Source organism: Kitasatospora sp. NPDC048365 (genome assembly GCF_043200835.1).
GTDB classification, from domain to species: Bacteria; Actinomycetota; Actinomycetes; order Streptomycetales; family Streptomycetaceae; genus Kitasatospora; species Kitasatospora terrestris.
This window is the reverse complement of record NZ_JBICYJ010000019.1, coordinates 16,193-34,910: the sequence shown is the minus strand read 5'-3', so window position 1 is coordinate 34,910 and position 18,718 is coordinate 16,193. Positions and strand designations below refer to the sequence as shown.

Below are 18,718 nucleotides of genomic sequence, written 5' to 3'. Positions count from 1 at the left end.
GCACGTCCCGTACCACCACCCCCACGGAAAGGGATCTCGTGTCCGCACGACTGCGCATACCCGCCAGTGCCCGCGCCGCGTTGGCAGCCGCCACCGCCGCCGGACTGATCGGCACCGGCCTCGTCCTCGCCGAACCCGCCGCCGCGGCCGGTGACGCGCTCACCGCCCAGTACCGCACCAGCGCGAGCGGAGCCACCGCCGACCAGTCCGAGCCCTGGCTGCAGCTCACCAACACCGGCACCACCACCGTCGCGCTCAACGGCACCACGCTGCGCTACTACTTCAAGTCCGACGGCCCGTCGGTGAGTTACCGCTTCGCCTGCTCCTGGGCGGTCAAGGGCTGCGGCAACATCACCGGCACCTTCGGCACCCTGGCCAACCCCACCGCCACCGCCGACCGCTACCTGGAGATCGGCTTCACCGCCGGCGCCGGCTCGCTCGCCCCGGGCCAGTCCACCGGCGACATGCAGCTGCGCTTCTACCGCTCCGACTGGCAGACCCTGACCCAGTCGGACGACTACTCCTTCAGCGGCACCCAGACCTCCTACGCCAACTGGACCAAGGTCACCGTCCAGAAGAACGGCGCGCTGATCTGGGGCACCGCCCCGGCCGGCAACGACCCGACCTCCTCGCCGTCGCCCTCGCCGTCCCCGTCCGGCTCCACCTCCACCCCGCCGGTCGACCCCAACGCCCCCGCGCTGTTCGACGACTTCGCGTACGGCAGCAGCTCGGACGCCGCGATCCAGCAGCACGGCTGGACCGTCAAGTCCGGCCAGGGCGGCCCCGGCGTCCCCGGCGCCACCTGGTCCCCGCAGGACATCACCTTCGTCGGCACCGGCAGCGCCGCCGTGATGAACATGCGGCTGACCACCGACGGCACCGCCGCCGGCACCCGCGAGACCGAGATCCAGACCACCGCACGGAAGTTCAAGAACGGCACCTACGCGGCCCGGGTCAAGTTCAACGACACCCCGACCGGCGGCCCCGACGGCGACCACGTCAACCAGACCTTCTTCACCTTCACCCCGCTCAACGCCCCGATGGACCCGAACTACAGCGAGCAGGACTTCGAGTACCTGCCCAACGGCGGCTGGGGCGAGCAGGGCAACATCATGTACGAGACCTCCTGGGAGACCTACAACCCGGACCCGTGGAACGCCGTGAACGCCCACGGCGAGCAGCGGCAGTCCTACGACGGCTGGCACGACCTGCTGCTGACCGTCGACAACTCCGCCATCACCTACTGGATCGACGGCCAGGTCGTCGCCACCCACGGCGAGCCCTACCTGCCCGAGACCCCGCAGTGGATCGACTTCAACCACTGGCTGATCGACCTCAACGGGCAGACCTCGTCCACCTCGCGCTCGTACAACGAGCAGGTCGACTGGGTGTACTTCGTCAAGGACCAGGTGCTGACCCCGGCCCAGGTCGCCTCGAAGGTCACCGGCTACCGCTCCGCCGGCACCACCTTCACCGACACCGTCCCCGGCAGCTGATCGCCCAGCTCCACAGCCCTGCCCGCCAGGTGGCGGCGCTCGGCCACGCTCGTGGCCAGCGTCGCCGCCTGGCGGTACGCGGCGGCCGCACCCGCCCGCTCACCGCCCAGCTCCAGCAGGTGGGCGCGGGTCGCGACCAGCCGGTGGTGCCGGGCCAGGCGCCTGTCCTGCGCCAGCGCCTCCAGCAACTCCAGCCCGGCGGACGTCCCCTGGACCATCGCCACCGCCACCGCCCGGTTCAGCGTCACCATCGGACCGGGCGACACCCGCTCCAACAGCTCGTACAGGCCGAGGATCTGCGGCCAGTCGGTCTCCGCCACCGACGCCGCCTCGTCGTGCACCGCCGCGATCGCCGCCTGCAGCTGGTAGGGGCCGACCTCGCCGTGCGGCAGCGCCCACGACACCAGCGCCACCCCCTCGGCGATCGCCCCGGCGTCCCAGCGGGCGCGGTCCTGCTCCGCCAGCGGCACCAGCGCACCGTCCGCGGCCGTCCGGGCCTCCCGCCGGGCCTCGGTCAGCAGCATCAGCGCCAGCAGACCCGCCACCTCGGCGTCCTCGGGCAGCAGCGCCCGCAGCAGCCGGGCCAGCCGGATCGCCTCCGCGGAGAGCGCCGGAGCGGTCAACTCCGGCCCCGAACTGGCCGTGTAGCCCTCATTGAAGACCAGGTACAGCACCTGCAGCACCTCGCGCAGCCGCTGCGCCCGCTCGGCCGGCTCCGGCAGCGCGAACGGCAGGCCGGAGCTGCGGACGGTCTGCTTCGCCCGGCTGATCCGCTGCGCCATGGTCGCCTCCGGCACCAGCAGCGCCGCCGCGATCTGCGCGGTGGACAGGCCGCCCACCGCGCGCAGGGTCAGCGCGATCCGGCTCGGGGCGGACAGCGCCGGGTGGCAGCACAGGAACAGCAGCGTCAACGAGTCGTCCCGGTCCCGGCCGGCGTCCGCGTCGGCGGGCCGGGCCAGCAGCTCCGACTGCGGGGTGGCGAAGGCGATCCGGTCCTCCCGCGCGCGGCGGGCGTGCTCGCTGCGCACCTGGTCCACCAGCCGGCGGGAGGCGACCGTCACCAGCCAGCCGCGCGGGTTGGCCGGCACGCCCTCGGCCGGCCACTGCACCGCCGCGGCCAGCAGCGCCTCCTGCACCGCGTCCTCGCAGCTGTCGAACTGCCCGTAGCGGCGCACCAGCGCGCCGAGGACCTGCGGCGCCAGCTCGCGCAGCAGGTCCTCGACGCCGGGTCGGTCGGTGCTCATCCGGCCATCGGGGACTCGTGCAGGATCGGCCACAGCTCGACCGGTTCGCGGTCCGCCCACGGCATGTCCGCCGCGATCTGCAGCGCGCGCTCCTCGCTCTCGCAGTCCAGCAGGTAGAAGCTGGCCATGTACTCCTTGGTCTCCAGGTACGGGCCGTCGCTGACCGCCGGCAGGCCCTCCTCGCGGCGCACCAGCCGGGAGACGGCCGCGTCGCCGAGCCCGTACGCGCCGAGCAGTTCGCCGCTCTCCCGGTACCGGGTGTTGAACGCCTCCTGCGCGGCGATCGCGGCCGGCCACTCCTCGGCCGACAGGGCGGCCCACTTCTCCTGGTTGCCGTAGGTCATCAGCAGGTACTTCATCCCGGGTGTCCCCTCTCGCGGTGTGCTGTCGTCCCTCGGTCGGAGCCCGCACGGGCTTCTCGACATCCGCCCCGAGATCTTTTCGAAGATCTTTCCCGGCTCACAGTCCCGACATGCCCTTGAGGACGGTGGTGACCCCGCCGGCCAGCGCCAGCAGCAGCACGAAGCGCCGGGCGGGGCCCTCCGGCGTCCGGGCGGCCAGCACCGTCCCGATCGCGCTGCCGGCCAGCACGGCGGCGCCGCACAGGGCCCAGGACGGCGCCGCCAGGTGCGGCAGGCCCTTGGCGGTGACCGAGAAGACGTTCACCAGCAGTCCGTAGAACTGGGCGTTCGGCACGAACTCGCGGACGGTCCAGCCCGCGTTCACCGCGTACAGCGAGATCGCCGGGCCGCCCACGCCCGCGGAGGCGTTCATGAACCCGCTCGCCGCGCCCGCCGTGAACGCCCCGCCCGTCCCGCGCAGCGCCGGTACCCGGGCCCCGCGCAGCACCAGCAGCACCGCAGCGGTGACCAGCACGCCCATCGACACCAGCAGGGCCGGCTCCGGCAGCCGGGCCGCCACCCACGCACCGACCGGCACGGTCACCGCGGCCGCCGCGACCAGCGGCAGCATCGCCCGCAGCCGCACCTGCCGCCACGCGCCCGCCAGGCCGATCGCGCTGATCACGCCCGCCGCGCAGTTGGACAGCGCCACGCCCTCGGTCGCCGGCAGCACCATCACCAGGGCGGGCGCCGAGACCAGGGCGAAGCCGATCCCGGCCATCCGCTGCACCGAGGAGCCGACCAGCACGATCGCGCCGAGCGCGAGCGCGGTGGTCCAGGTGTCGGGCACGGCGACGCTCCTCCGGTCGGTCCGGTACAGCTTGCCGGGCCCGCCCGCGGTCAGTCGCCGCGGGGTCCGAAGATCGTGCGCTCCGCCTCGGAGATCCCCACATCGTTGATCGACGCCTCGCGGCGGCGCATCAGTCCGGCCTCGTCGAACTCCCACAGCTCGTTGCCGTACGAGCGCCACCAGCGGCCGTCGGCGTCGTGCCACTCGTACTGGAAGTGCACCGCGATCCGGTCCTCGGTGTGCGCCCAGAGCTCCTTGCGCAGGGCGTACTCCCTCTCCTTCTCCCACTTCCGGGTGAGGAACGCCTCGATCTCGGCGCGGCCGGTGATGAACTGCTCGCGGTTGCGCCAGACCGAGTCCGGTGTGTAGGCGAGCGCGACCCGCTGCGGGTCGCGGGAGTTCCAGGCGTCCTCGGCGGCCTGCACCTTGGCACGGGCGCTCTCGGCGGTGAACGGGGGCAGCGGGGGGCGCGGCACGGTCACGGGGGGCTCCTCGACAGATCCGATACTAACCCTTCAATCTTGGAGTAGTGGTTACATGTTCCGCAAGGCGGTTCTGGTGGCGGCGCTGGCCCTCGCGGCGCAGGGCGGCCCGGCGGCGGCCGCCCCGGCGGCCGGGGCGGCCGGGTGCGGGCAGGACGCCGCGCTGGTGGGGGAGTTCGTGGGCGCGTACCGGGACGCGGTGCTCGGCCTCGGCGGCACCGGGCGGACGCCGTCCGAGGTGCGGGCGCTCTACCTGACGCCGGAACTGAACGCGCGGCTCGACGCCTGGGCCGCCGCGCACCGGCTGGACCCGGTGTTCCGGGCCGCGGATCCGCCGGACGCGTGGCGGACGGGGTGCGCGGGCGGGGCGGTGCTGGTCGTGGAGGAGTGGCGGCGGGGCGGCACGCTGCCGGTGCGGTACACGGTGCGGGCCGCCGACCGGTCGATCACCGGGATCGGCGGCCCGCAGGGGTGAGCGTCAGCCGGCCGGCGGCGTCCACACGTACGGGGTGGTGCTGGTGACCGGGACCATGCCGAGCCGACGCAGGATCGGCAGGCTGTCGTCGGAGGCGTCGACCTGCAGGTAGCGGTAGCCGAGCGACCGCGCGCGGCCGGCCCGGGCGGCGACCAGGGCGCGGTAGATGCCGCGTCCGCGCCAGGCCTCCAGCGTGGAGCCGCCCCACAGCCCGCCGAACTCGCTGCCGGGCCGCAGGGCCAGCCAGGCGGCGGACACCGGCCGCCCGTCCGCCTCGGCGACCAGGACCTGGAAGGCGGCGGGCGAGGCGGTGGTGCGGGCGATCAGCTCCTCGCCGAGCCAGCTCATGTCGAAGCCCCAGATCTCCGATTCGAGCGCGGCGATCCGGCGCAGGTCCTCGGGGTCGGTGGTCTCGCGCAGGGCGACGCCCTCGGGCAGCACCGGCTCGCCGGCCAGCTCCTCCACCCGGCCGATCAGCACGGTCTCCGGGTCCTCCGGGACGAACCCGGCCGCCGCCAGCCGGCCGGGCAGACCGGCGGGCCGGTCGTGGCCGCGGATCTTCCACTCCACGGCCTCGCCGCGGGCCGCGAAGAAGTCCCGCTGCCGGGCGATCAGCGCGTCCAGGTCGGCGCCGTCCACCCCGAGGTCGGCGGGCGCGGCGACGAAGCCGCGGAACTGCCCGACCACCCGGGTGACCGGGCCGTCCTGCTGGTGCTCGATCCCGGCCGGCGGGTCGGGGTCGACACCCCGCAGCTGGGCGTCGTAGGCCGCGAGCAGCTCCGCGGCGCCGTCCTGGTGCTCGTTTCGATGATCGTTCACAGCCGGACTGTAATCGCCTGGCGTTGACGTCGGGGTCAAGGTCTACCGTCGGGGCATGCGGATCGGTGAGTTGGCGGCGCGCGCGGGCACGACCACGCGCACCCTGCGGTACTACGAGTCGCGCGGGCTGCTGCCGGCGCGGCGCGGCGGCAACGGCTACCGCGCGTACGACGAGGAGGACCTGCGGCTGCTGCAGCAGATCCGGACCCTGCAGGAGTTCGGCTTCGACCTGGAGCAGACCCGGCCGTTCGTCGAGTGCCTGCAGGCCGGCCACCCGGCGGGCGACTCCTGCCCGGCCTCGCTGGACGTGTACCGCGCCAAGCTGGCCGAGCTGGACGCGTGCATCGACCGGCTGCTGGAGGTCCGCGAGCGGGTGGCCGGGCAGCTGACCCGGGCCGAGCAGGACCGCGACCGGCTGGCCCGCGCGGCGGACGCCCCGGACGGCCCGGCGCCGCGCTGCGAACTCACCCGCGCCACGGAAGCCGAACAGGACTGAATCGAGGGGAGCAGGGCAATGGCTGGACTGACGACGGTCACCGACGAGACCTTCCAGCGGGAGGTGCTGGCCGCCGAGCGGCCGGTGCTGGTGAAGTTCACCGCGGACTGGTGCCCGCCCTGCCGGCAGATCGCGCCGGTGCTGGCGGAGGTCGCCGCGGAGCACACCGAGCGGCTGAAGGTGGTCTCGCTGGACGTGGACACCAACCCGGAGACCCAGGCGGCGTACGGCGTGCTGTCGATGCCGACGCTGATGGTGTTCCGCGGCGGCGAGCCGGTCCGCGTGCTGGTCGGGGCGCGGGCGAAGGCCCGGCTGCTGCGCGAGCTGGACGACATCCTGCAGCCGTAGCCGCTCCCCGGCGGCCGGCGTCCGGGCAACGCCGCAGGCCACCGCGGTGGCCGCCCCCGAACCGGGGGCGCCTACCGTGGTCCGCAGCACCCGGACCGAAGGAGCCACCGCCATGCCCGACCGCGACGCCGCGCTGGAGACCATCCAGCGGGAACTCACCGCGTTCGCCCGGCGGGCCCGGCAGAAGGCCTCCCAGCTCCACCCCGACCTGTCGCTGGTCACCTACAGCATGCTCGACCTGGTCAAGGAGCGCGGCGCCTGCCGGGCCGCCGACCTCGCCGCGCACTTCATGCTCGACAAGTCCACCGTCAGCCGTCAGGTCGGCGGCCTGGAGAAGCTCGGCCTGCTCGGCCGCGAGGCCGACCCCGAGGACCAGCGCGGCCAGCTGCTCCGGCTCACCGCCGCGGGCGAGCAGCTGCTCGCCGACGCCAACGAGCAGCGCCGCCGCTCCTTCACCGAACGCTTCGAGGGCTGGGCCGACCCTGACGTCGCCGCCTTCGCCGCCTACCTGGTCCGCTACGGCTCCGCCGACTGACCCGGGGTCAGTACGATCACCGGATGAGCGACTTCAGCGAGCTCCACCGCATGCTGACCGACCGCCTCGACCTCCGCGCCGTCGGCCAGCACGACCTGGACGCCCTGCACCGGATCAACGCCGACCCCCGCACCTGGACCCACCTGCCCGAAGGCCGGCACGCCTCCCTCGCCACCACCCGCGACTGGATCGACCGCGCCGCCGCCCGCTGGCACACCGACGGCCTCAGCTACTGGACCGCCCGGCTGCGCAGCACCGGCGAGGTGATCGGCATCGGCGGAGCCCAGCGCCACGAGCCCGGCTTCTGGAACCTGTACTACCGCTTCGACCCCGTCCACTGGGGCCGCGGCTACGCCACCGAACTCGCCAGGGCCGCCCACGACGCCGCCTACCGGCACGACCCCGACCTGCCGTTCATCGCCTGGGTGCACGCCCACAACGCGGCCTCCCGCGCGGTCGCCGACCGGCTCGGCCTCACCGACCTGGGCCTGCGCCCCGACCCGGCGTTCGGCGAGCCGATGCACTGCTACGCCGACCGCGAGGTCGGCGTCCTCTCCCGCCGCGCGGGCGTCTGACCGGTCGTCGGGAATGCGGCGGGCCGCGGCGGACTTGCTCCCGACAACCCGTCCCGCCACATCCCGGAGGACCCGATGGACCAGCCCGCCACGGCCGACCCCGCCGAGCGCCGATTCCTCTTCCTGCTCGGCTCGACCCGCCACCAGGGCAACTCCGAGCTGCTCGCCCGCCACGCCGCCGCACAGCTCCCGGCCGGCACCGCCCAGCGCTGGCTGCACCTCGGTGACCTGCCGCTGCCCGCCTTCAGCGACGAACGGCACGGCGACGGCGCGTACCCCGAGCCCACCGGCCACCTGCGCACCCTGCTGGACGCCACCCTGGACGCCACCGACCTGGTGATCGTCTCCCCGCTCTACTGGTACAGCGTCACCACCAGCGTCAAGCACTACCTCGACCACTGGTCCGGCTGGCTGCGGGTGCCCGGCGTGGACTTCCGCGCCCGGATGAACGGCCGCACCCTGTGGGCGATCACCGCCATGGCCGACGAGGACCCGGCGCTCGCCGACCCGCTGGCCGGCACCCTGCGCACCTCCGGCAACTACCTCGGCATGCGCTGGGGCGGGCTACTGCTCGGCAACGGCAGCAAGCCCGGGCAGGTCCTCGACGACACCGCCGCGCTGCGCCGCGCCGAGACCTTCTTCGCCACCGTCCCCGCGCCCGTCCCCGCCTGATCCCGGGCGGGCGCCCGGGCCCGGGCGGGGACGCGATCCCGGGCGGGGGCCGAACACCGCCGCCACCAGGGCCAACCCGACCACCGCGCCCGCCACCTGCGCCAGCACGAAGCCCGCCACCGAACCCGGCGCGATCCCCGTGTACCCGTCGCTCAGCGCCCGGCCCACGGTCAGCGCCGGGTTGGCGAAGCTGCCCGAGGAGGTGCCCCAGCACGCGGCGCCGATCCACGCCGCCACCGCCACCGGCGCCAGCCGGCCCCGGCCGGTCCGCAGCAGGCCGAAGACCAGCAGCACCAGCCCGCCGGTCGCCACCGCCTCGGCCAGCCACAGCTGCCCCGAGGCACGTATCTGGGTGGCCGGCGCCAGCAGCGGCCGGCCGAACATCGCGTCCGCCAGCGCCACCCCCGCCACCGCGCCGCCCAGCTGCGCCAGCAGGTACCCGCCCAGCTCGCCCGCGCCCGGACCGGTGCCGTCGCGCCGCCCGGTCCACCAGGCGGCCGCGGTCAGCACCGGGTTCAGGTGCGCGCCGGAGACCGGGGAGAGCAGCGCGATCAGCACGCCGAGCGCCAGCACCGAGGCGAGCACGTTGGCGAGCAGCTGGACCCCGCCGTCCGCGCTCAGCCCGCTCGCCCGGACGCCGGAGCCGACCAGCACCGCGGCCAGCAGCGCCGTGCCGACCGCCTCGGCGGCCAGCCGCCTGGGCAGGGGAGTCGTCATCATGCCCGTCATGCTGCTGGCACCGCCGCGACCCGGACAATTGGCAGGTGTGCCGAAGCGGCGCCGCCCCGGCGGGGCCGCCGCTCGGAGACTCGTACGGCAGGTGCGCACCGACTTGACCCTCACGCGACGTGAGAGCGCAGGCTGGTGCCACACGAGGAAGGGAGCCCCCGGTGGACGGGTACTCCGTGGGACAGCTGGCCGCGCTCGCCAGGGTGACCGTGCGCACGCTGCACCACTACGACGGGATCGGCCTGCTGTCGCCCGGTGAGCGCACCACGTCCGGCTACCGCCGGTACACCGACGCGGACCTGGACCGGCTCCAGCAGATCCTGTTCTACCGGGAGCTCGGCTTCCCCCTCGAAGAGATCGCGGCCATCCTGGACGACCCCTCGGTCACCCCGACCGAGCACCTGCGCCGGCAGCACGAGCTGATCGGCGACCGGATCCGGCACCTCCAGGAACTGGCCGCGGCCGTCGAACGAGCCATGGAAGCGAGGAGAACGGGCATGCAGCTGACGCCCGAGGAGAAGTTCGAGGTCTTCGGCCCCGACTACCAGGAGAGCTGGGAGGACGAGGCCGAGCAGCGCTGGGGCGACACCGACGCCTGGAAGCAGTCCAGGCGGCGCACCGGCGGCTACGGCAAGGCCGACTGGCAGCGCATCAAGGACGAGATGGACGAGCTCAACGCCCGCCTCGTCGAGGCGCTCACCGCGGGCGTCGCCCCCGACAGCGAGCAGGCGACGGCCCTCGCCGAGGAGCACCGCCTGCACATCACCGGGCACTTCTACGACTGCCCGCACACCATGCACCGCTGCCTCGGCGAGATGTACGTCGCCGACCCGCGGTTCACCGCCACCTACGAGAAGCTCGCCCCGGGCCTCGCCCAGTGGCTGCGCGACGCGATCGTCGCCAACGCCGACCGCGCCGAACGGGCCTGACCGCTACCGCTCGGACGGCAGCCACCCCTGCTGGACGGCCCGCACGCCGAACTCGAAGCGGCTGCGGGCCTCCAGCCGTTCCATCAGCTCGGTGGCCAGCCGGCGGGCGGTGCGCGGGGAGACCGCGAGCCGCTTGGAGATGGCGTCGTCGGTGAGCCCCTGCGCGAGCAGTCGGACCACCGCCGACTCCTGCGGGCTGAGCCCGCTCCGGTCGCGGACCGTGCCGCCGAGCGGCTGCGCGCCGGCCCAGACGTTCTCGAACAGGGCGCACAGCGCGGTCAGCGTCCCGTTCCCGGTCAGCACCACCGCGCCGGCCGCGGTGTCCTCGCTGCTGACCGGGATCAGCGCGGTGGTCCGGTCGAAGATGATCATCCGGGTGGGCAGCTCCGGCGCGGTCCGCACCTCGCCGCCGAGCTCCGCCAGCCAGGTCACGTACTCCAGCGTCGGCAGGCTGTTGCGGACGCTGTCCAGGTAGACGGTGCGCATCCGGACGCCCCGCTCCAGCACCGCCCGGTCGTGCGGCTTGGCCGCCGCGATGGTCTCCGGCCGGTGGCCGCCGCCCGGGGCGAAGGTCATCACCTCGGTCCGCAGCTCGCGGGCCAGCCCGCCCATCCGGTCGCGGATCTCGTCCAGGCCGATCAGCTGCTCCACCCCGGGGCTGCGGCCGGCCGGACGCAGGTCGGAGTACTCGGCGATGAGCTGCGCGGCGGCCGCCCGGGAGGCCTCGATCCGCAGCTGCTGGGCGGCGAGGTCGGCCTGCTGCCGGGCCATCAGCAGCTCCATGCCGACGTCCGGCGAGACCGCCCGCAGCTCGCCCCGGTGCTGGTGCGAGGGCCGGATCAGGGCCAGTTCGCTGAGCTGCTCCAGGCTGCGGCGGGTCTCCTCCTCGCCGAGGCCCAGCCGGGCGGCGAGGGCGGCGACGCCGTCGCGCGGACGGGCGAGCATCGCGCGGTAGACCCGCTCCGACGCGGAATCGAGGCCGAGCACGGCAAGCACAGTGGTCCCCCCGGGGATGAAGACTGTGTGAGTGGGTCGGATCCCCACGATGATCGCACGGGTGTTCATCGGCCGATCGGGTTGTGTGACGGTGTGTCGCCAAGGTGTTACCCGGCGGGCCGCCGGACCGTGGACGGAACCGGTCAGGGCCCAAAGGGTCCAGCCGGCAGGCCTGTTGTGGGCACCACCGGCCTTGGGACAGTCGGAGCCATGTACCTCGTGCACGCGACCCTGAACGCTCCGCCCGCCGGTGGTGGCCCGCTGGCACCCGGCCTCGCCGCGTCGATCCGCGCGCTGGCCGGTCCCGACCAGGTCGAGCACGTCGTGGTCCACCCGGACGCCGAACCCGCACCGGTGGTCGGCGTGTTCCTGGTCGCGGACCGGCTGGCGGACGCCGAGCGGCGCACCGCCGCGCTGGTCCGGCGCGCCGTGGACGAGCTGCCCGAGCTGCGCGGTTGGGACTTCGGCCCGGCCGAGGTGCCGCTGATCGCGCCCTTCCACGAGCGGACGCTCGCGCAGGCCTGCCCGGCTGGACGGAACTGTCCAGGGCCGGTTCCGTCCAGCTGAATGTCCTTCCCGCAGGTCAGCGGCTGGGTGAGAGTGGTGATCGCCGGACGGCGCGTCACCGCGGGACGCAGGATCCGGCTCCTCCAGCCGACCTCCCGAAGGAATCCCGCCATGCTTCGCTCCCGCCTCGCCAAGGCCGCCGCGGTCGCCGCCCTCGCCCTCGCCTCCGTGCCGGTCCTGGCCGCCACGGCCAGCGCCGCCAACATCATCTGGGAGTAGCAGCCCCCGGCGCCGGGGGGCGCCGGGGGCCCGGTCAGGCCGCGGTGCGGCCGAAGGTGCGGCGGTACGCGGTGGGCGAGGTGCGCACGGTCCGCCCGAAGTGGTGCCGGAAGGTCGCCGCGCTCTCGAAGCCGACGGCCGCCGCGATCTCCTCCACCGTCCCCTCGGGGGCTTCGAGCAGGGGCAGGCTGGCCGCGATGCGCTGGGTGATCACCCAGCGCATCGGGCTGGTGCCGTTGCGGGCGGTGAAGTGCCGCAGGTACGAGCGGTCCGACATCCGGGCGACCCGGGCGAGGGCCGGCACGGTGAGCGGCTCGGCGAGGTGGTCGAGCGCCCACCGCATCGAGCGCCCGACGCCGTCGTCCGTCTCGTCGACCGGACGCACCGCCGCCTCGATGAACTGGGCCTGCCCGCCGTCCCGGTGCGGCGGCACGACGAAGCGCCGGGCGACCGTGTTGGCGACCTTGGCGCCGTGGTCCTGCCGGACCAGGTGCAGGCACAGGTCGATGCCGGCCGCGCTGCCGGCGCTGGTCAGCACCGAGCCGTTGTCCACGTACAGCACGTCCGGATTGACCCTCACCAGCGGATGCCGCTGCTGGAGCAGTGCGGCGTAACGCCAGTGGGTGGTGGCCTCCAGGCCGTCCAGCAGGCCGGCGGCGGCCAGGGCGAAGGCGCCCGAGCAGATCGAGACGATCCTGGCCCCCCGCCGGTGGGCGGTGCGCAGCGCCTCGACCAGGCCGGGGGAGACTTCGCCGCTGAACGCGTTGGGCACGCCGACCACCATCACGGTGTCGGCGGCGGCGAGTTCGTCCAGGCCGTGCCGGGGCGTGACGGCGAAGCCGCCGACGGCCTCCAGCGGCTCGCCCGGCCGGTCGGCACAGACCCTGACGTCGTACCAGGGCGCCGCCAGCAGCCCGCTGAGCTCCGGCCGGGCCAGTCCGAACACCTCGACCACGACGCCGAGTTCGAACGGTGCCATGCCGGCGAAGGCGTAAACGGCGATGGTGTGCACCGGCTCCGGGCGCGGGCCGATGGTGACGGCCACGGGTGCGGACATGGGCTCTCCCCGGTTGCTCCTGGCTGGCGGAATCTTGGCGAGTGTAGTCGTAGCCGCCACTGTCGGCGCCCGGTGTCCGGATCGGAAGATCGAGACGTCGGAAAGCGCAGCACAACGGACCGCCAGGAGACCGCAGATGACCACCACCGCCTCGCCCGTGACCGAGATCCCCGCCCTCGCCCCCGAGAAGGCCTACGCCTTCTTCGCCGAGCGCCTCGGCTGCCAGGCCGACCCGGCGGACGTCTGGTACGCGATGCGGGACGGGAAGCAGGACTTCACCGTGCTGGACGTCCGCGCCGAGGGCGCCCACCGCAAGGCGCACCTGCCGGGCGCGATCAGCCTGCCGATCTCCGGGATCACCGCCGAGCGGGTCGCCGAGCTGCCCGCGGGCCTGCTCGTCGTCTACTGCTGGGGCCCGGCCTGCAACGGCTCCACCAAGGGTGCGATGAAGCTGGCCGCGCTCGGCCGGGAGGTCAAGGAGATGATCGGCGGCCTGGAGTACTGGGTGCGCGAGGGCTGGCCGACCGAGGGCCGGCGGCCGATCGACCCCAAGGCCGCCACCCCCGCCGACCTCGGCCTGGTCTGCTGACCGGAGGTCGGGAAAAAACTTCTGGAACCACCTGCAACCCCCCGGGGGGATGGACGTCTATCAGGACGAGGGCAAGGGAAGCGGCGCGAGGGGCGCCACCGGCTTCCGCTCCGCATCCGAAGCACGTCCGTTCCTTGGGGGGTTGCGCCATGAACACGTCCGTTATCGACCGTTTTGCGAAGAACATCGCGCTGGCCGGCACCGGCTGGACCCGTCGCGGCCACCGCCTCGCGGCGACCGTCCCGCTGGCCGCCGTGCTGGCCGTCGGCGCCGTCGCCTGCGACAACCCCGACGCCGGCAAGGCCGCCGCCGCGACCTCCGCCGCCGCCACGGCCGCGCCGACCACCTCGGCCCCGTCCGCCTCGCCGTCCGTCCCGGCGTCCGCCTCGCCGTCCACCCCGGCCCAGGACCCGACCACCCCGGCCGCTACCGGCACCACCGCGCCGACCGGTGCCGCGACCACGCCCGCCCCCGCCAAGGCCGCCGCCCGCACGGGCTTCTCCGTCCGCATCAACGGCCTGGCCGGTGCCAGGGCCGAGGCCGGCGGCAAGGCCGTCACGTTCTCGGTGACCTGGACCAACGACACCGACCGCAGCTACCGGGGCATCCGCCCGGTGGTCTCCTCCCGCGACTTCGCGGGCGCCCGCTGCGGCGACCCGATGCCGATGGCGGCCGGGACGCTGGAGCGCAAGGACACCGGCGGTTGGACCAAGCTGCCCTCGCTCTCCCAGGGCACCGGCATGGACTACGCGACCACCGGCAACAACGCCCGGTTCGACCTCGCCCCCGGCGCCGCCCGCACCATCGAGTACCGGATGGCGCTCGCCGCCGACAACGGCCCCGGCACCCTGCCGGTCGAGGCCGCCGCCTACATCGGCGACAACTTCCAGCAGCTCGGCAAGGTCACCGTGACGGACGTCCAGGTGGTCGACCCGCACCGTCCGACGGCCGCCCTCACCCAGAAGCTCACCGGCCCCGTGACGGCCGGCGGCGCCGCGGTCGTCGTCGAGACCCAGGTGGTCAACTTCACCGGCGGGCCGTTCAAGGCCGTCGCGCCCGAGGTCAGCCTGCTCGACGTGCAGAACAGCCCGTTCGAGACCCGGCAGGTGCTGCGCAAGGAGGACATCAAGGCCGAGGTGTTCTGGAAGGGCGCCTGGCAGTCCGTCCCCACCGTCGAGACCTGCAGCGGCGCGACGCACGGCCTCAGGGTCGACACCACCGCCTTCAACCAGGCGCTCGCGGCCGGCCGCGGCGAGCGGATGATGTTCCGCTTCTCGCTGGCGAAGACCGCCCCCGCCGACCTTGCGGCACTGACCGTCGCCGTCGGTGCCCACGCGGACGGCCACTACGCAGCTCTGACCACCCAGCAGCTGACGGTCGCTCACTGAAACGCCGCCTGCCTGCTCCGTGTGCGACGCGGTGGTGCAGGATACGTCCGATCATCATTCTTGATCACTGGACCTGACGTCCGGTGGCCGACGCCACCGGATGTCCCGGGGGAAAGCAGAACACACAGATGTCCATGGCGATCGCGCCGGTGGCCGGAACGACGGCACACGGCGGCGTTCGGGGCTTCATCCGGCTGCTGTTCGGGGCGCTCGGCGCCCCCGCGGACGAGGCACGGCCGGAACCGCGACGCGGCTTCCGCCTGCTGCGCGGCGGCAGGCCGGCCGACGAGCAGCGGCCCACCCTCACCGAGCTCTACCACGCACACCGGCTCGGCCTGGTCCGGATGGCCGTCCTGCTGGTCGACCACCAGGACATCGCCGAGGACGTCGTCCAGGAGGCCTTCACCGCCCTCTACTCCAAGCACGGCGAACACCTCGACGACCTCGACAACGCCCTCGGCTACCTGCGCACCTCGGTCGTCAACGGCGCCCGCTCGGTGCTGCGCCGCCGCAAGACCGCCCGCGAGTACGTGCCTCCGCACGAGGCCGACGCGCCCTCCGCCGAGGACCACGCCGTCCTCAACGACGAACACCGCCGGGTGCTCGTCGCCCTGAACGAACTGACGCAGCGCCAGCGCGAGGTGCTCGTGCTGCGCTACTGGTCGGACATGACCGAGGCGCAGATCGCCGACACCCTGGGCCTGTCCCGGGGTGCCGTGAAGTCCACCGCCAGCCGGGCCCTGGACGCCCTGGAGAAGCACCTGGAGAAGGTCCGATGAGCAGCGACAGGCATCCCGTCGAGGAGACCCCCACCGAACGGCTGCTGCGCGAGGCGCTCACCGCCCGCGCGAACCAGGTCACCGTCCACAGCCTCCGCCAGGCCGCCCCGCCGAAGACCAAGCTGCGCAAGCTCAAGCCCGTCTACGCGGTCACCGTCCCGCTCTTCGCCCTGGCCGCCGCCTCGGCCGGCTTCTACACCATCCACGGCACCCCCACCGCCGCCAAGCGCGACAACGGCCCGGCGGCCTCCGTCTCCGCGACCGCCTCGCCCACCGGCGACATGCAGATCCCGGCCGAACCGAGCGCGTCGCCGTCGATGACCATCACCCCGGGCGGTGTTCCGGCCATTCCTCAGGACTACCAGTCGACCGCTCTCAGTGTCACGGTCGACGGTCTGGCCAAGGGCGCCACCCTGACAGCCGGTGCGGACCCGCTGGTGTTCAAGGTGACCTTCACCAACACCACCGAGGTGTCCTTCCCCAAATTGGTGCCGGGCCTCGGTGAGTGGGGCGCGCCCTCCCCCTGCGCGGCAGGCAACCAGTTCCAGGTGGAGACCGGTTCCGGCTGGAAGGACGCCATGGGCACGGGGCTCGCCCTGGACCAGGCCCAGCGCGGGAACGGCGCGTTCGCGATCGGGCCCGGTGAGAGTCACACGGTCCGGTACCGGCTCAAGCTGGACGGCAGTCATCCGGCCGGTGCCGTCCAGATCGGCGTGCTGCTCGGCGGGGTCACCGACGACAGCCCGAACGGTCAACCGGCCAAGGCCGTTCGGATAGTCGGTGAGCTGACCGTGGATACGACGGTCGCGGCAGCCACCCCTGCCGGTGCAGGGTCGGCCTGCGCTCAAGGCGGGGCGACTCCGCCCCAGAGCGCGACCGCCACCACGCAGGCCAGCCAGCCGGCCGCCAGCCCGTCGACGAGTGCCGGGCCGAGCAGCACCGCCTCGGCGACTCCGAGCCCGACCGGCACCGCCGCTGCTGGACACTGATCCGTTGTCGTCCCAGGGGGGTCCACGATGAGCTCGTCCGTTGTCCGTCGTTCCGTCCGTCGTGGTCGGCGTGCGGTTCTGGCCGTTCCGTTGGCCGCGGCACTCGCGACCGGCCTGAGCGGGTGTGCCGATCCGTCGCACCGTTCGGGTGATGTCGCTGTGTCGACCGCCGCGGCGTCCGCTGCGGCGTCGAGCGGGCCGCCACAGGCCGTTCCGCCGGTCACGTCGTCGCCGTCCCCTTCGCGTTCGAAGCTGAACGGGACGGAGAAGGGTGGGCTGACCGTCAGTGACGGTACGAAGTTCGTGGTGATGGACGGAAAGTTGGTCGACTTCGGGACCGAGGTGCACGATCTGGCGTGGTCGCCGGACGGGAAGCACGCGGCGTTCATCGACGGTTCCGGCAGCCTGGTGGTCTCCGCGCCGGACGGGACCGCCCGCACCACGGTCGCCAAGAACCCGGGCGGTCAGGTCTGGACCCACCCCACCTGGCAGGTCTTCTCGGGTGGCGCGGAGAACCAGCCGCGCAACAACATCTTCTTCTCGGCCGAGACCAACGGCGTGCTCCGGCTGATGACGGTGAAGGCGAACGCGACCGGGGGGACCCCGGCGGCATTCCAGGTGGTCGGCGCCAACGGCGAGGATGCCGCCCGGCCGCTGACGACCGGCAACCTGTGGCCCAGCAGCGCCGGGAACCACGGCCAGACCGTCTACGCCAACCGCCGCAGCGGGGATGTCTGGTTCCGCGACGACTACCTCAGGTTGTCGGGCGGTTCCCTGGGCAAGGGGTCCGAACCGGCGATGGAACCCGACGGCTACGACGTGGTGTTCGTCCGCTCGGTCGACGGCCACGCCCACCTCTTCCGGGAGGACTTCCGGAAGCCCGGTGAGGCCGAGGACCTGACGCCGAAGGCGACCACCGACTACGCGGCGCCCGCCTTCTCCCCGGACGGCAAGACCATCGCGGCCCGCACCGCGCAGGGCATCGTCACCCTGCCCGCCGACGGCTCGGCCGCGCCGACGCTGGTATCCGAGTACACCGGACTGCCCGCCTACCGGGCCTGATCCGCTTTCAACCGAGGAGGGTTGCGCTGTGCGCGCATCCGTTGTCCGTCGTTCCGTCCGTCGTGGTCGGCGTGCGGTTCTGGCCGTTCCGTTGGCCGCGGCACTCGCCACGGGCCTGAGCGGGTGTGCCGATCCGTCGCACCGCTCGGGCGATGGCGCTGCCCCGACCGCCGCGGCGTCGGCTGCGGCGTCGAGCGGGCCGCCGCAGGCCGCTCCGCCGGTCACGCCGTCGCCCACGGCGTCGCCGTCTCCTTCGCGTTCGAAGCTGAACGGGACGGAGAAGGGTGGGCTGACCGTCAGTGACGGTACGAAGTTCGTGGTGATGGACGGAAAGTTGGTCGACTTCGGGACCGAGGTGCACGATCTGGCGTGGTCGCCGGACGGGAAGCACGCGGCGTTCATCGACGGTTCCGGCAGCCTGGTGGTCTCGGCGCCGGACGGGACCGCCCGCACCACGGTCGCCAAGAACCCGGGTGGTCAGGTCTGGACCCACCCCACCTGGCAGGTCAACCCGGTCCAGGGGCAGGGGATGGTGCCGGCGCGCAGCAACCTCCTGTTCGCGGCCGAGACCAACGGCGTGCTGCGGCTGATGGGAGTGAAGTCCTCGGCCGTCGAGGGTGCCCCGCAGCCGATCAGCCTCGGCAACGAGAGCGGCCCGGACAGCAAGCCTCTGCCGCAGACCGGCAACCTCTGGCCGGACGGCGGGGGAGACCTGGGCATCGCGGTCTACGCGAACCGGGTCACCGGTGAGGTCTTCGTGCGCGACGACTTCATCCGCCAGACCGGCTACGCCCTCGGCAAGGGCTCCGAGCCGGCCCTGTCGTCCGACGGGGACGACATCGTCTTCGTCCGCTCGGTCGACGGCCACGCCCACCTCTTCGCGACCAAGCGGACGGACGGGGGCGCCCACGACCTGACACCGAAGGCGACCACCGACTACGCGGCGCCCGTCTTCTCCCCGGACGGGAAGACGGTCGCGGCCCGCACCGCGCAGGGGATCGTCACCCTGCCCGCCGACGGCTCGGCCGCGCCGACGCTGGTCTCGGAGTACACCGGCACGCCCGCCTACCGGGGCTGACGT

General features: G+C 73.6%; 23 protein-coding genes. 15 read left to right on the top strand and 8 right to left on the bottom strand.

All coding sequences use genetic code 11. The features are described 5' to 3' along the window. The first annotated feature begins 38 nt into the window (after nucleotides 1-38). Nucleotides 39-1,496, top strand: a complete 1,458-nt coding sequence (locus ACGFX4_RS20435) for a cellulose binding domain-containing protein (protein ID WP_393076151.1) — start codon at nucleotides 39-41, stop codon at nucleotides 1,494-1,496. On the opposite strand, the gene ACGFX4_RS20430 is transcribed toward ACGFX4_RS20435, so the two are convergent. The 4 genes from ACGFX4_RS20430 to ACGFX4_RS20415 all read right to left on the bottom strand — a co-directional run bounded on the left by ACGFX4_RS20430 (nucleotide 1,448) and on the right by ACGFX4_RS20415 (nucleotide 4,413). Continuing rightward, nucleotides 1,448-2,740, bottom strand: a complete 1,293-nt coding sequence (locus tag ACGFX4_RS20430) for an RNA polymerase sigma factor (protein WP_393076148.1) — start codon at nucleotides 2,738-2,740, stop codon at nucleotides 1,448-1,450. The genes ACGFX4_RS20435 and ACGFX4_RS20430 overlap by 49 nt on opposite strands. After that, complete coding sequence (locus tag ACGFX4_RS20425; protein ID WP_393076145.1) at nucleotides 2,737-3,099, bottom strand: YciI family protein; 363 nt, start codon at nucleotides 3,097-3,099, stop codon at nucleotides 2,737-2,739. Before ACGFX4_RS20425 ends, ACGFX4_RS20430 begins: the two co-directional genes overlap by 4 nt. Nucleotides 3,100-3,199: 100 nt before the next feature. Then, on the bottom strand, nucleotides 3,200-3,931 hold the full coding sequence (locus tag ACGFX4_RS20420; RefSeq protein ID WP_393076143.1) for a TSUP family transporter: 732 nt from the start codon (nucleotides 3,929-3,931) through the stop codon (nucleotides 3,200-3,202). A gap of 50 nt (nucleotides 3,932-3,981) precedes the next feature. After that, complete coding sequence (locus ACGFX4_RS20415) at nucleotides 3,982-4,413, bottom strand: nuclear transport factor 2 family protein (RefSeq protein ID WP_393076140.1); 432 nt, start codon at nucleotides 4,411-4,413, stop codon at nucleotides 3,982-3,984. 55 nt (nucleotides 4,414-4,468) lie between these two features. Between ACGFX4_RS20415 and ACGFX4_RS20410 the strand changes: the two genes are divergently transcribed. Further along, on the top strand, nucleotides 4,469-4,888 hold the full coding sequence (locus ACGFX4_RS20410; protein ID WP_393076137.1) for a hypothetical protein: 420 nt from the start codon (nucleotides 4,469-4,471) through the stop codon (nucleotides 4,886-4,888). A 3-nt stretch (nucleotides 4,889-4,891) separates the two neighbouring features. On the opposite strand, the gene ACGFX4_RS20405 is transcribed toward ACGFX4_RS20410, so the two are convergent. Then, nucleotides 4,892-5,707 (bottom strand): GNAT family N-acetyltransferase, encoded by an 816-nt coding sequence (locus ACGFX4_RS20405; RefSeq protein ID WP_393076134.1) that lies wholly within the window; start codon nucleotides 5,705-5,707, stop codon nucleotides 4,892-4,894. Nucleotides 5,708-5,762: 55 nt separating this feature from the next. Between ACGFX4_RS20405 and ACGFX4_RS20400 the strand changes: the two genes are divergently transcribed. The 5 genes from ACGFX4_RS20400 to ACGFX4_RS20380 all read left to right on the top strand — a co-directional run bounded on the left by ACGFX4_RS20400 (nucleotide 5,763) and on the right by ACGFX4_RS20380 (nucleotide 8,333). Then, entirely contained in the window at nucleotides 5,763-6,203 is a 441-nt protein-coding gene (locus tag ACGFX4_RS20400; protein WP_393076131.1) for a MerR family transcriptional regulator, read from the top strand. An 18-nt stretch (nucleotides 6,204-6,221) separates the two neighbouring features. Further along, complete coding sequence (trxA, locus tag ACGFX4_RS20395; RefSeq protein WP_393076128.1) at nucleotides 6,222-6,551, top strand: thioredoxin; 330 nt, start codon at nucleotides 6,222-6,224, stop codon at nucleotides 6,549-6,551. A gap of 112 nt (nucleotides 6,552-6,663) precedes the next feature. Then, entirely contained in the window at nucleotides 6,664-7,086 is a 423-nt protein-coding gene (locus ACGFX4_RS20390; RefSeq protein WP_393076125.1) for a MarR family winged helix-turn-helix transcriptional regulator, read from the top strand. A gap of 23 nt (nucleotides 7,087-7,109) precedes the next feature. Next, nucleotides 7,110-7,661, top strand: a complete 552-nt coding sequence (locus tag ACGFX4_RS20385; RefSeq protein WP_393076122.1) for a GNAT family N-acetyltransferase — start codon at nucleotides 7,110-7,112, stop codon at nucleotides 7,659-7,661. 75 nt (nucleotides 7,662-7,736) lie between these two features. Next, nucleotides 7,737-8,333: a flavodoxin family protein gene (locus ACGFX4_RS20380; protein ID WP_393076119.1), complete on the top strand. Its 597-nt coding sequence runs from the start codon at nucleotides 7,737-7,739 to the stop codon at nucleotides 8,331-8,333. Here ACGFX4_RS20380 and ACGFX4_RS20375 read toward each other — a convergent pair. Next, nucleotides 8,226-9,050 carry an aquaporin gene (locus ACGFX4_RS20375; protein ID WP_393076478.1) on the bottom strand — a complete coding sequence of 275 codons (825 nt, stop codon included), beginning with the start codon at nucleotides 9,048-9,050 and terminating at the stop codon, nucleotides 8,226-8,228. The genes ACGFX4_RS20380 and ACGFX4_RS20375 overlap by 108 nt on opposite strands. A 173-nt stretch (nucleotides 9,051-9,223) precedes the next feature. Between ACGFX4_RS20375 and ACGFX4_RS20370 the strand changes: the two genes are divergently transcribed. After that, on the top strand, nucleotides 9,224-9,991 hold the full coding sequence (locus ACGFX4_RS20370) for a MerR family transcriptional regulator (RefSeq protein ID WP_393076117.1): 768 nt from the start codon (nucleotides 9,224-9,226) through the stop codon (nucleotides 9,989-9,991). 3 nt (nucleotides 9,992-9,994) lie between these two features. On the opposite strand, the gene ACGFX4_RS20365 is transcribed toward ACGFX4_RS20370, so the two are convergent. After that, nucleotides 9,995-10,987, bottom strand: a complete 993-nt coding sequence (locus tag ACGFX4_RS20365) for a LuxR C-terminal-related transcriptional regulator (RefSeq protein WP_393076115.1) — start codon at nucleotides 10,985-10,987, stop codon at nucleotides 9,995-9,997. 210 nt (nucleotides 10,988-11,197) lie between these two features. On the opposite strand from ACGFX4_RS20365, the gene ACGFX4_RS20360 reads away from it, so the two are divergent. Continuing rightward, nucleotides 11,198-11,554, top strand: coding sequence for a hypothetical protein (locus ACGFX4_RS20360; protein WP_393076113.1), 357 nt, complete (start codon nucleotides 11,198-11,200; stop codon nucleotides 11,552-11,554). A gap of 253 nt (nucleotides 11,555-11,807) precedes the next feature. Here the strand turns inward: ACGFX4_RS20360 and ACGFX4_RS20355 are convergent, their stop codons facing one another. After that, entirely contained in the window at nucleotides 11,808-12,830 is a 1,023-nt protein-coding gene (locus ACGFX4_RS20355; RefSeq protein WP_393076111.1) for a helix-turn-helix domain-containing protein, read from the bottom strand. 136 nt (nucleotides 12,831-12,966) lie between these two features. On the opposite strand from ACGFX4_RS20355, the gene ACGFX4_RS20350 reads away from it, so the two are divergent. From ACGFX4_RS20350 to ACGFX4_RS20325, 6 genes are all read left to right on the top strand, one after another. After that, on the top strand, nucleotides 12,967-13,419 hold the full coding sequence (locus ACGFX4_RS20350; RefSeq protein WP_393076108.1) for a rhodanese-like domain-containing protein: 453 nt from the start codon (nucleotides 12,967-12,969) through the stop codon (nucleotides 13,417-13,419). Between the two features lie 149 nt (nucleotides 13,420-13,568). Then, a complete protein-coding gene (locus tag ACGFX4_RS20345; RefSeq protein ID WP_393076105.1) occupies nucleotides 13,569-14,807 on the top strand; it encodes a hypothetical protein in 1,239 nt (412 codons plus the stop codon). Between the two features lie 134 nt (nucleotides 14,808-14,941). Next, on the top strand, nucleotides 14,942-15,586 hold the full coding sequence (locus ACGFX4_RS20340; RefSeq protein WP_393076476.1) for an RNA polymerase sigma factor: 645 nt from the start codon (nucleotides 14,942-14,944) through the stop codon (nucleotides 15,584-15,586). Beyond that, the gene (locus ACGFX4_RS20335) at nucleotides 15,583-16,575 is read left to right on the top strand and encodes a hypothetical protein (protein ID WP_393076102.1); all 993 of its coding nucleotides are present in this window, start codon (nucleotides 15,583-15,585) and stop codon (nucleotides 16,573-16,575) included. Before ACGFX4_RS20340 ends, ACGFX4_RS20335 begins: the two co-directional genes overlap by 4 nt. Before the next feature lie 309 nt (nucleotides 16,576-16,884). Beyond that, nucleotides 16,885-17,637: a hypothetical protein gene (locus ACGFX4_RS20330; protein WP_393076099.1), complete on the top strand. Its 753-nt coding sequence runs from the start codon at nucleotides 16,885-16,887 to the stop codon at nucleotides 17,635-17,637. 322 nt (nucleotides 17,638-17,959) lie between these two features. Beyond that, on the top strand, nucleotides 17,960-18,715 hold the full coding sequence (locus tag ACGFX4_RS20325; RefSeq protein ID WP_393076097.1) for a hypothetical protein: 756 nt from the start codon (nucleotides 17,960-17,962) through the stop codon (nucleotides 18,713-18,715). Nucleotides 18,716-18,718: the final 3 nt, after the last annotated feature.

Bases quoted from the DNA above. Each gene is read 5' to 3' on its own strand.
- ACGFX4_RS20430 (WP_393076148.1), bottom strand. From the start codon at position 2,740: ATGAGCACCGACCGACCCGGCGTCGAGGACCTGCTGCGCGAGCTGGCG.
- ACGFX4_RS20425 (WP_393076145.1), bottom strand. From the start codon at position 3,099: ATGAAGTACCTGCTGATGACCTACGGCAACCAGGAGAAGTGGGCCGCC.
- ACGFX4_RS20410 (WP_393076137.1), top strand. From the start codon at position 4,469: ATGTTCCGCAAGGCGGTTCTGGTGGCGGCGCTGGCCCTCGCGGCGCAG.
- ACGFX4_RS20400 (WP_393076131.1), top strand. From the start codon at position 5,763: ATGCGGATCGGTGAGTTGGCGGCGCGCGCGGGCACGACCACGCGCACC.
- trxA (WP_393076128.1), top strand. From the start codon at position 6,222: ATGGCTGGACTGACGACGGTCACCGACGAGACCTTCCAGCGGGAGGTG.
- ACGFX4_RS20390 (WP_393076125.1), top strand. From the start codon at position 6,664: ATGCCCGACCGCGACGCCGCGCTGGAGACCATCCAGCGGGAACTCACC.
- ACGFX4_RS20385 (WP_393076122.1), top strand. From the start codon at position 7,110: ATGAGCGACTTCAGCGAGCTCCACCGCATGCTGACCGACCGCCTCGAC.
- ACGFX4_RS20380 (WP_393076119.1), top strand. From the start codon at position 7,737: ATGGACCAGCCCGCCACGGCCGACCCCGCCGAGCGCCGATTCCTCTTC.
- ACGFX4_RS20375 (WP_393076478.1), bottom strand. From the start codon at position 9,050: ATGACGACTCCCCTGCCCAGGCGGCTGGCCGCCGAGGCGGTCGGCACG.
- ACGFX4_RS20360 (WP_393076113.1), top strand. From the start codon at position 11,198: ATGTACCTCGTGCACGCGACCCTGAACGCTCCGCCCGCCGGTGGTGGC.
- ACGFX4_RS20355 (WP_393076111.1), bottom strand. From the start codon at position 12,830: ATGTCCGCACCCGTGGCCGTCACCATCGGCCCGCGCCCGGAGCCGGTG.
- ACGFX4_RS20350 (WP_393076108.1), top strand. From the start codon at position 12,967: ATGACCACCACCGCCTCGCCCGTGACCGAGATCCCCGCCCTCGCCCCC.
- ACGFX4_RS20345 (WP_393076105.1), top strand. From the start codon at position 13,569: ATGAACACGTCCGTTATCGACCGTTTTGCGAAGAACATCGCGCTGGCC.
- ACGFX4_RS20340 (WP_393076476.1), top strand. From the start codon at position 14,942: ATGGCGATCGCGCCGGTGGCCGGAACGACGGCACACGGCGGCGTTCGG.
- ACGFX4_RS20335 (WP_393076102.1), top strand. From the start codon at position 15,583: ATGAGCAGCGACAGGCATCCCGTCGAGGAGACCCCCACCGAACGGCTG.
- ACGFX4_RS20330 (WP_393076099.1), top strand. From the start codon at position 16,885: ATGGACGGAAAGTTGGTCGACTTCGGGACCGAGGTGCACGATCTGGCG.
- ACGFX4_RS20325 (WP_393076097.1), top strand. From the start codon at position 17,960: ATGGACGGAAAGTTGGTCGACTTCGGGACCGAGGTGCACGATCTGGCG.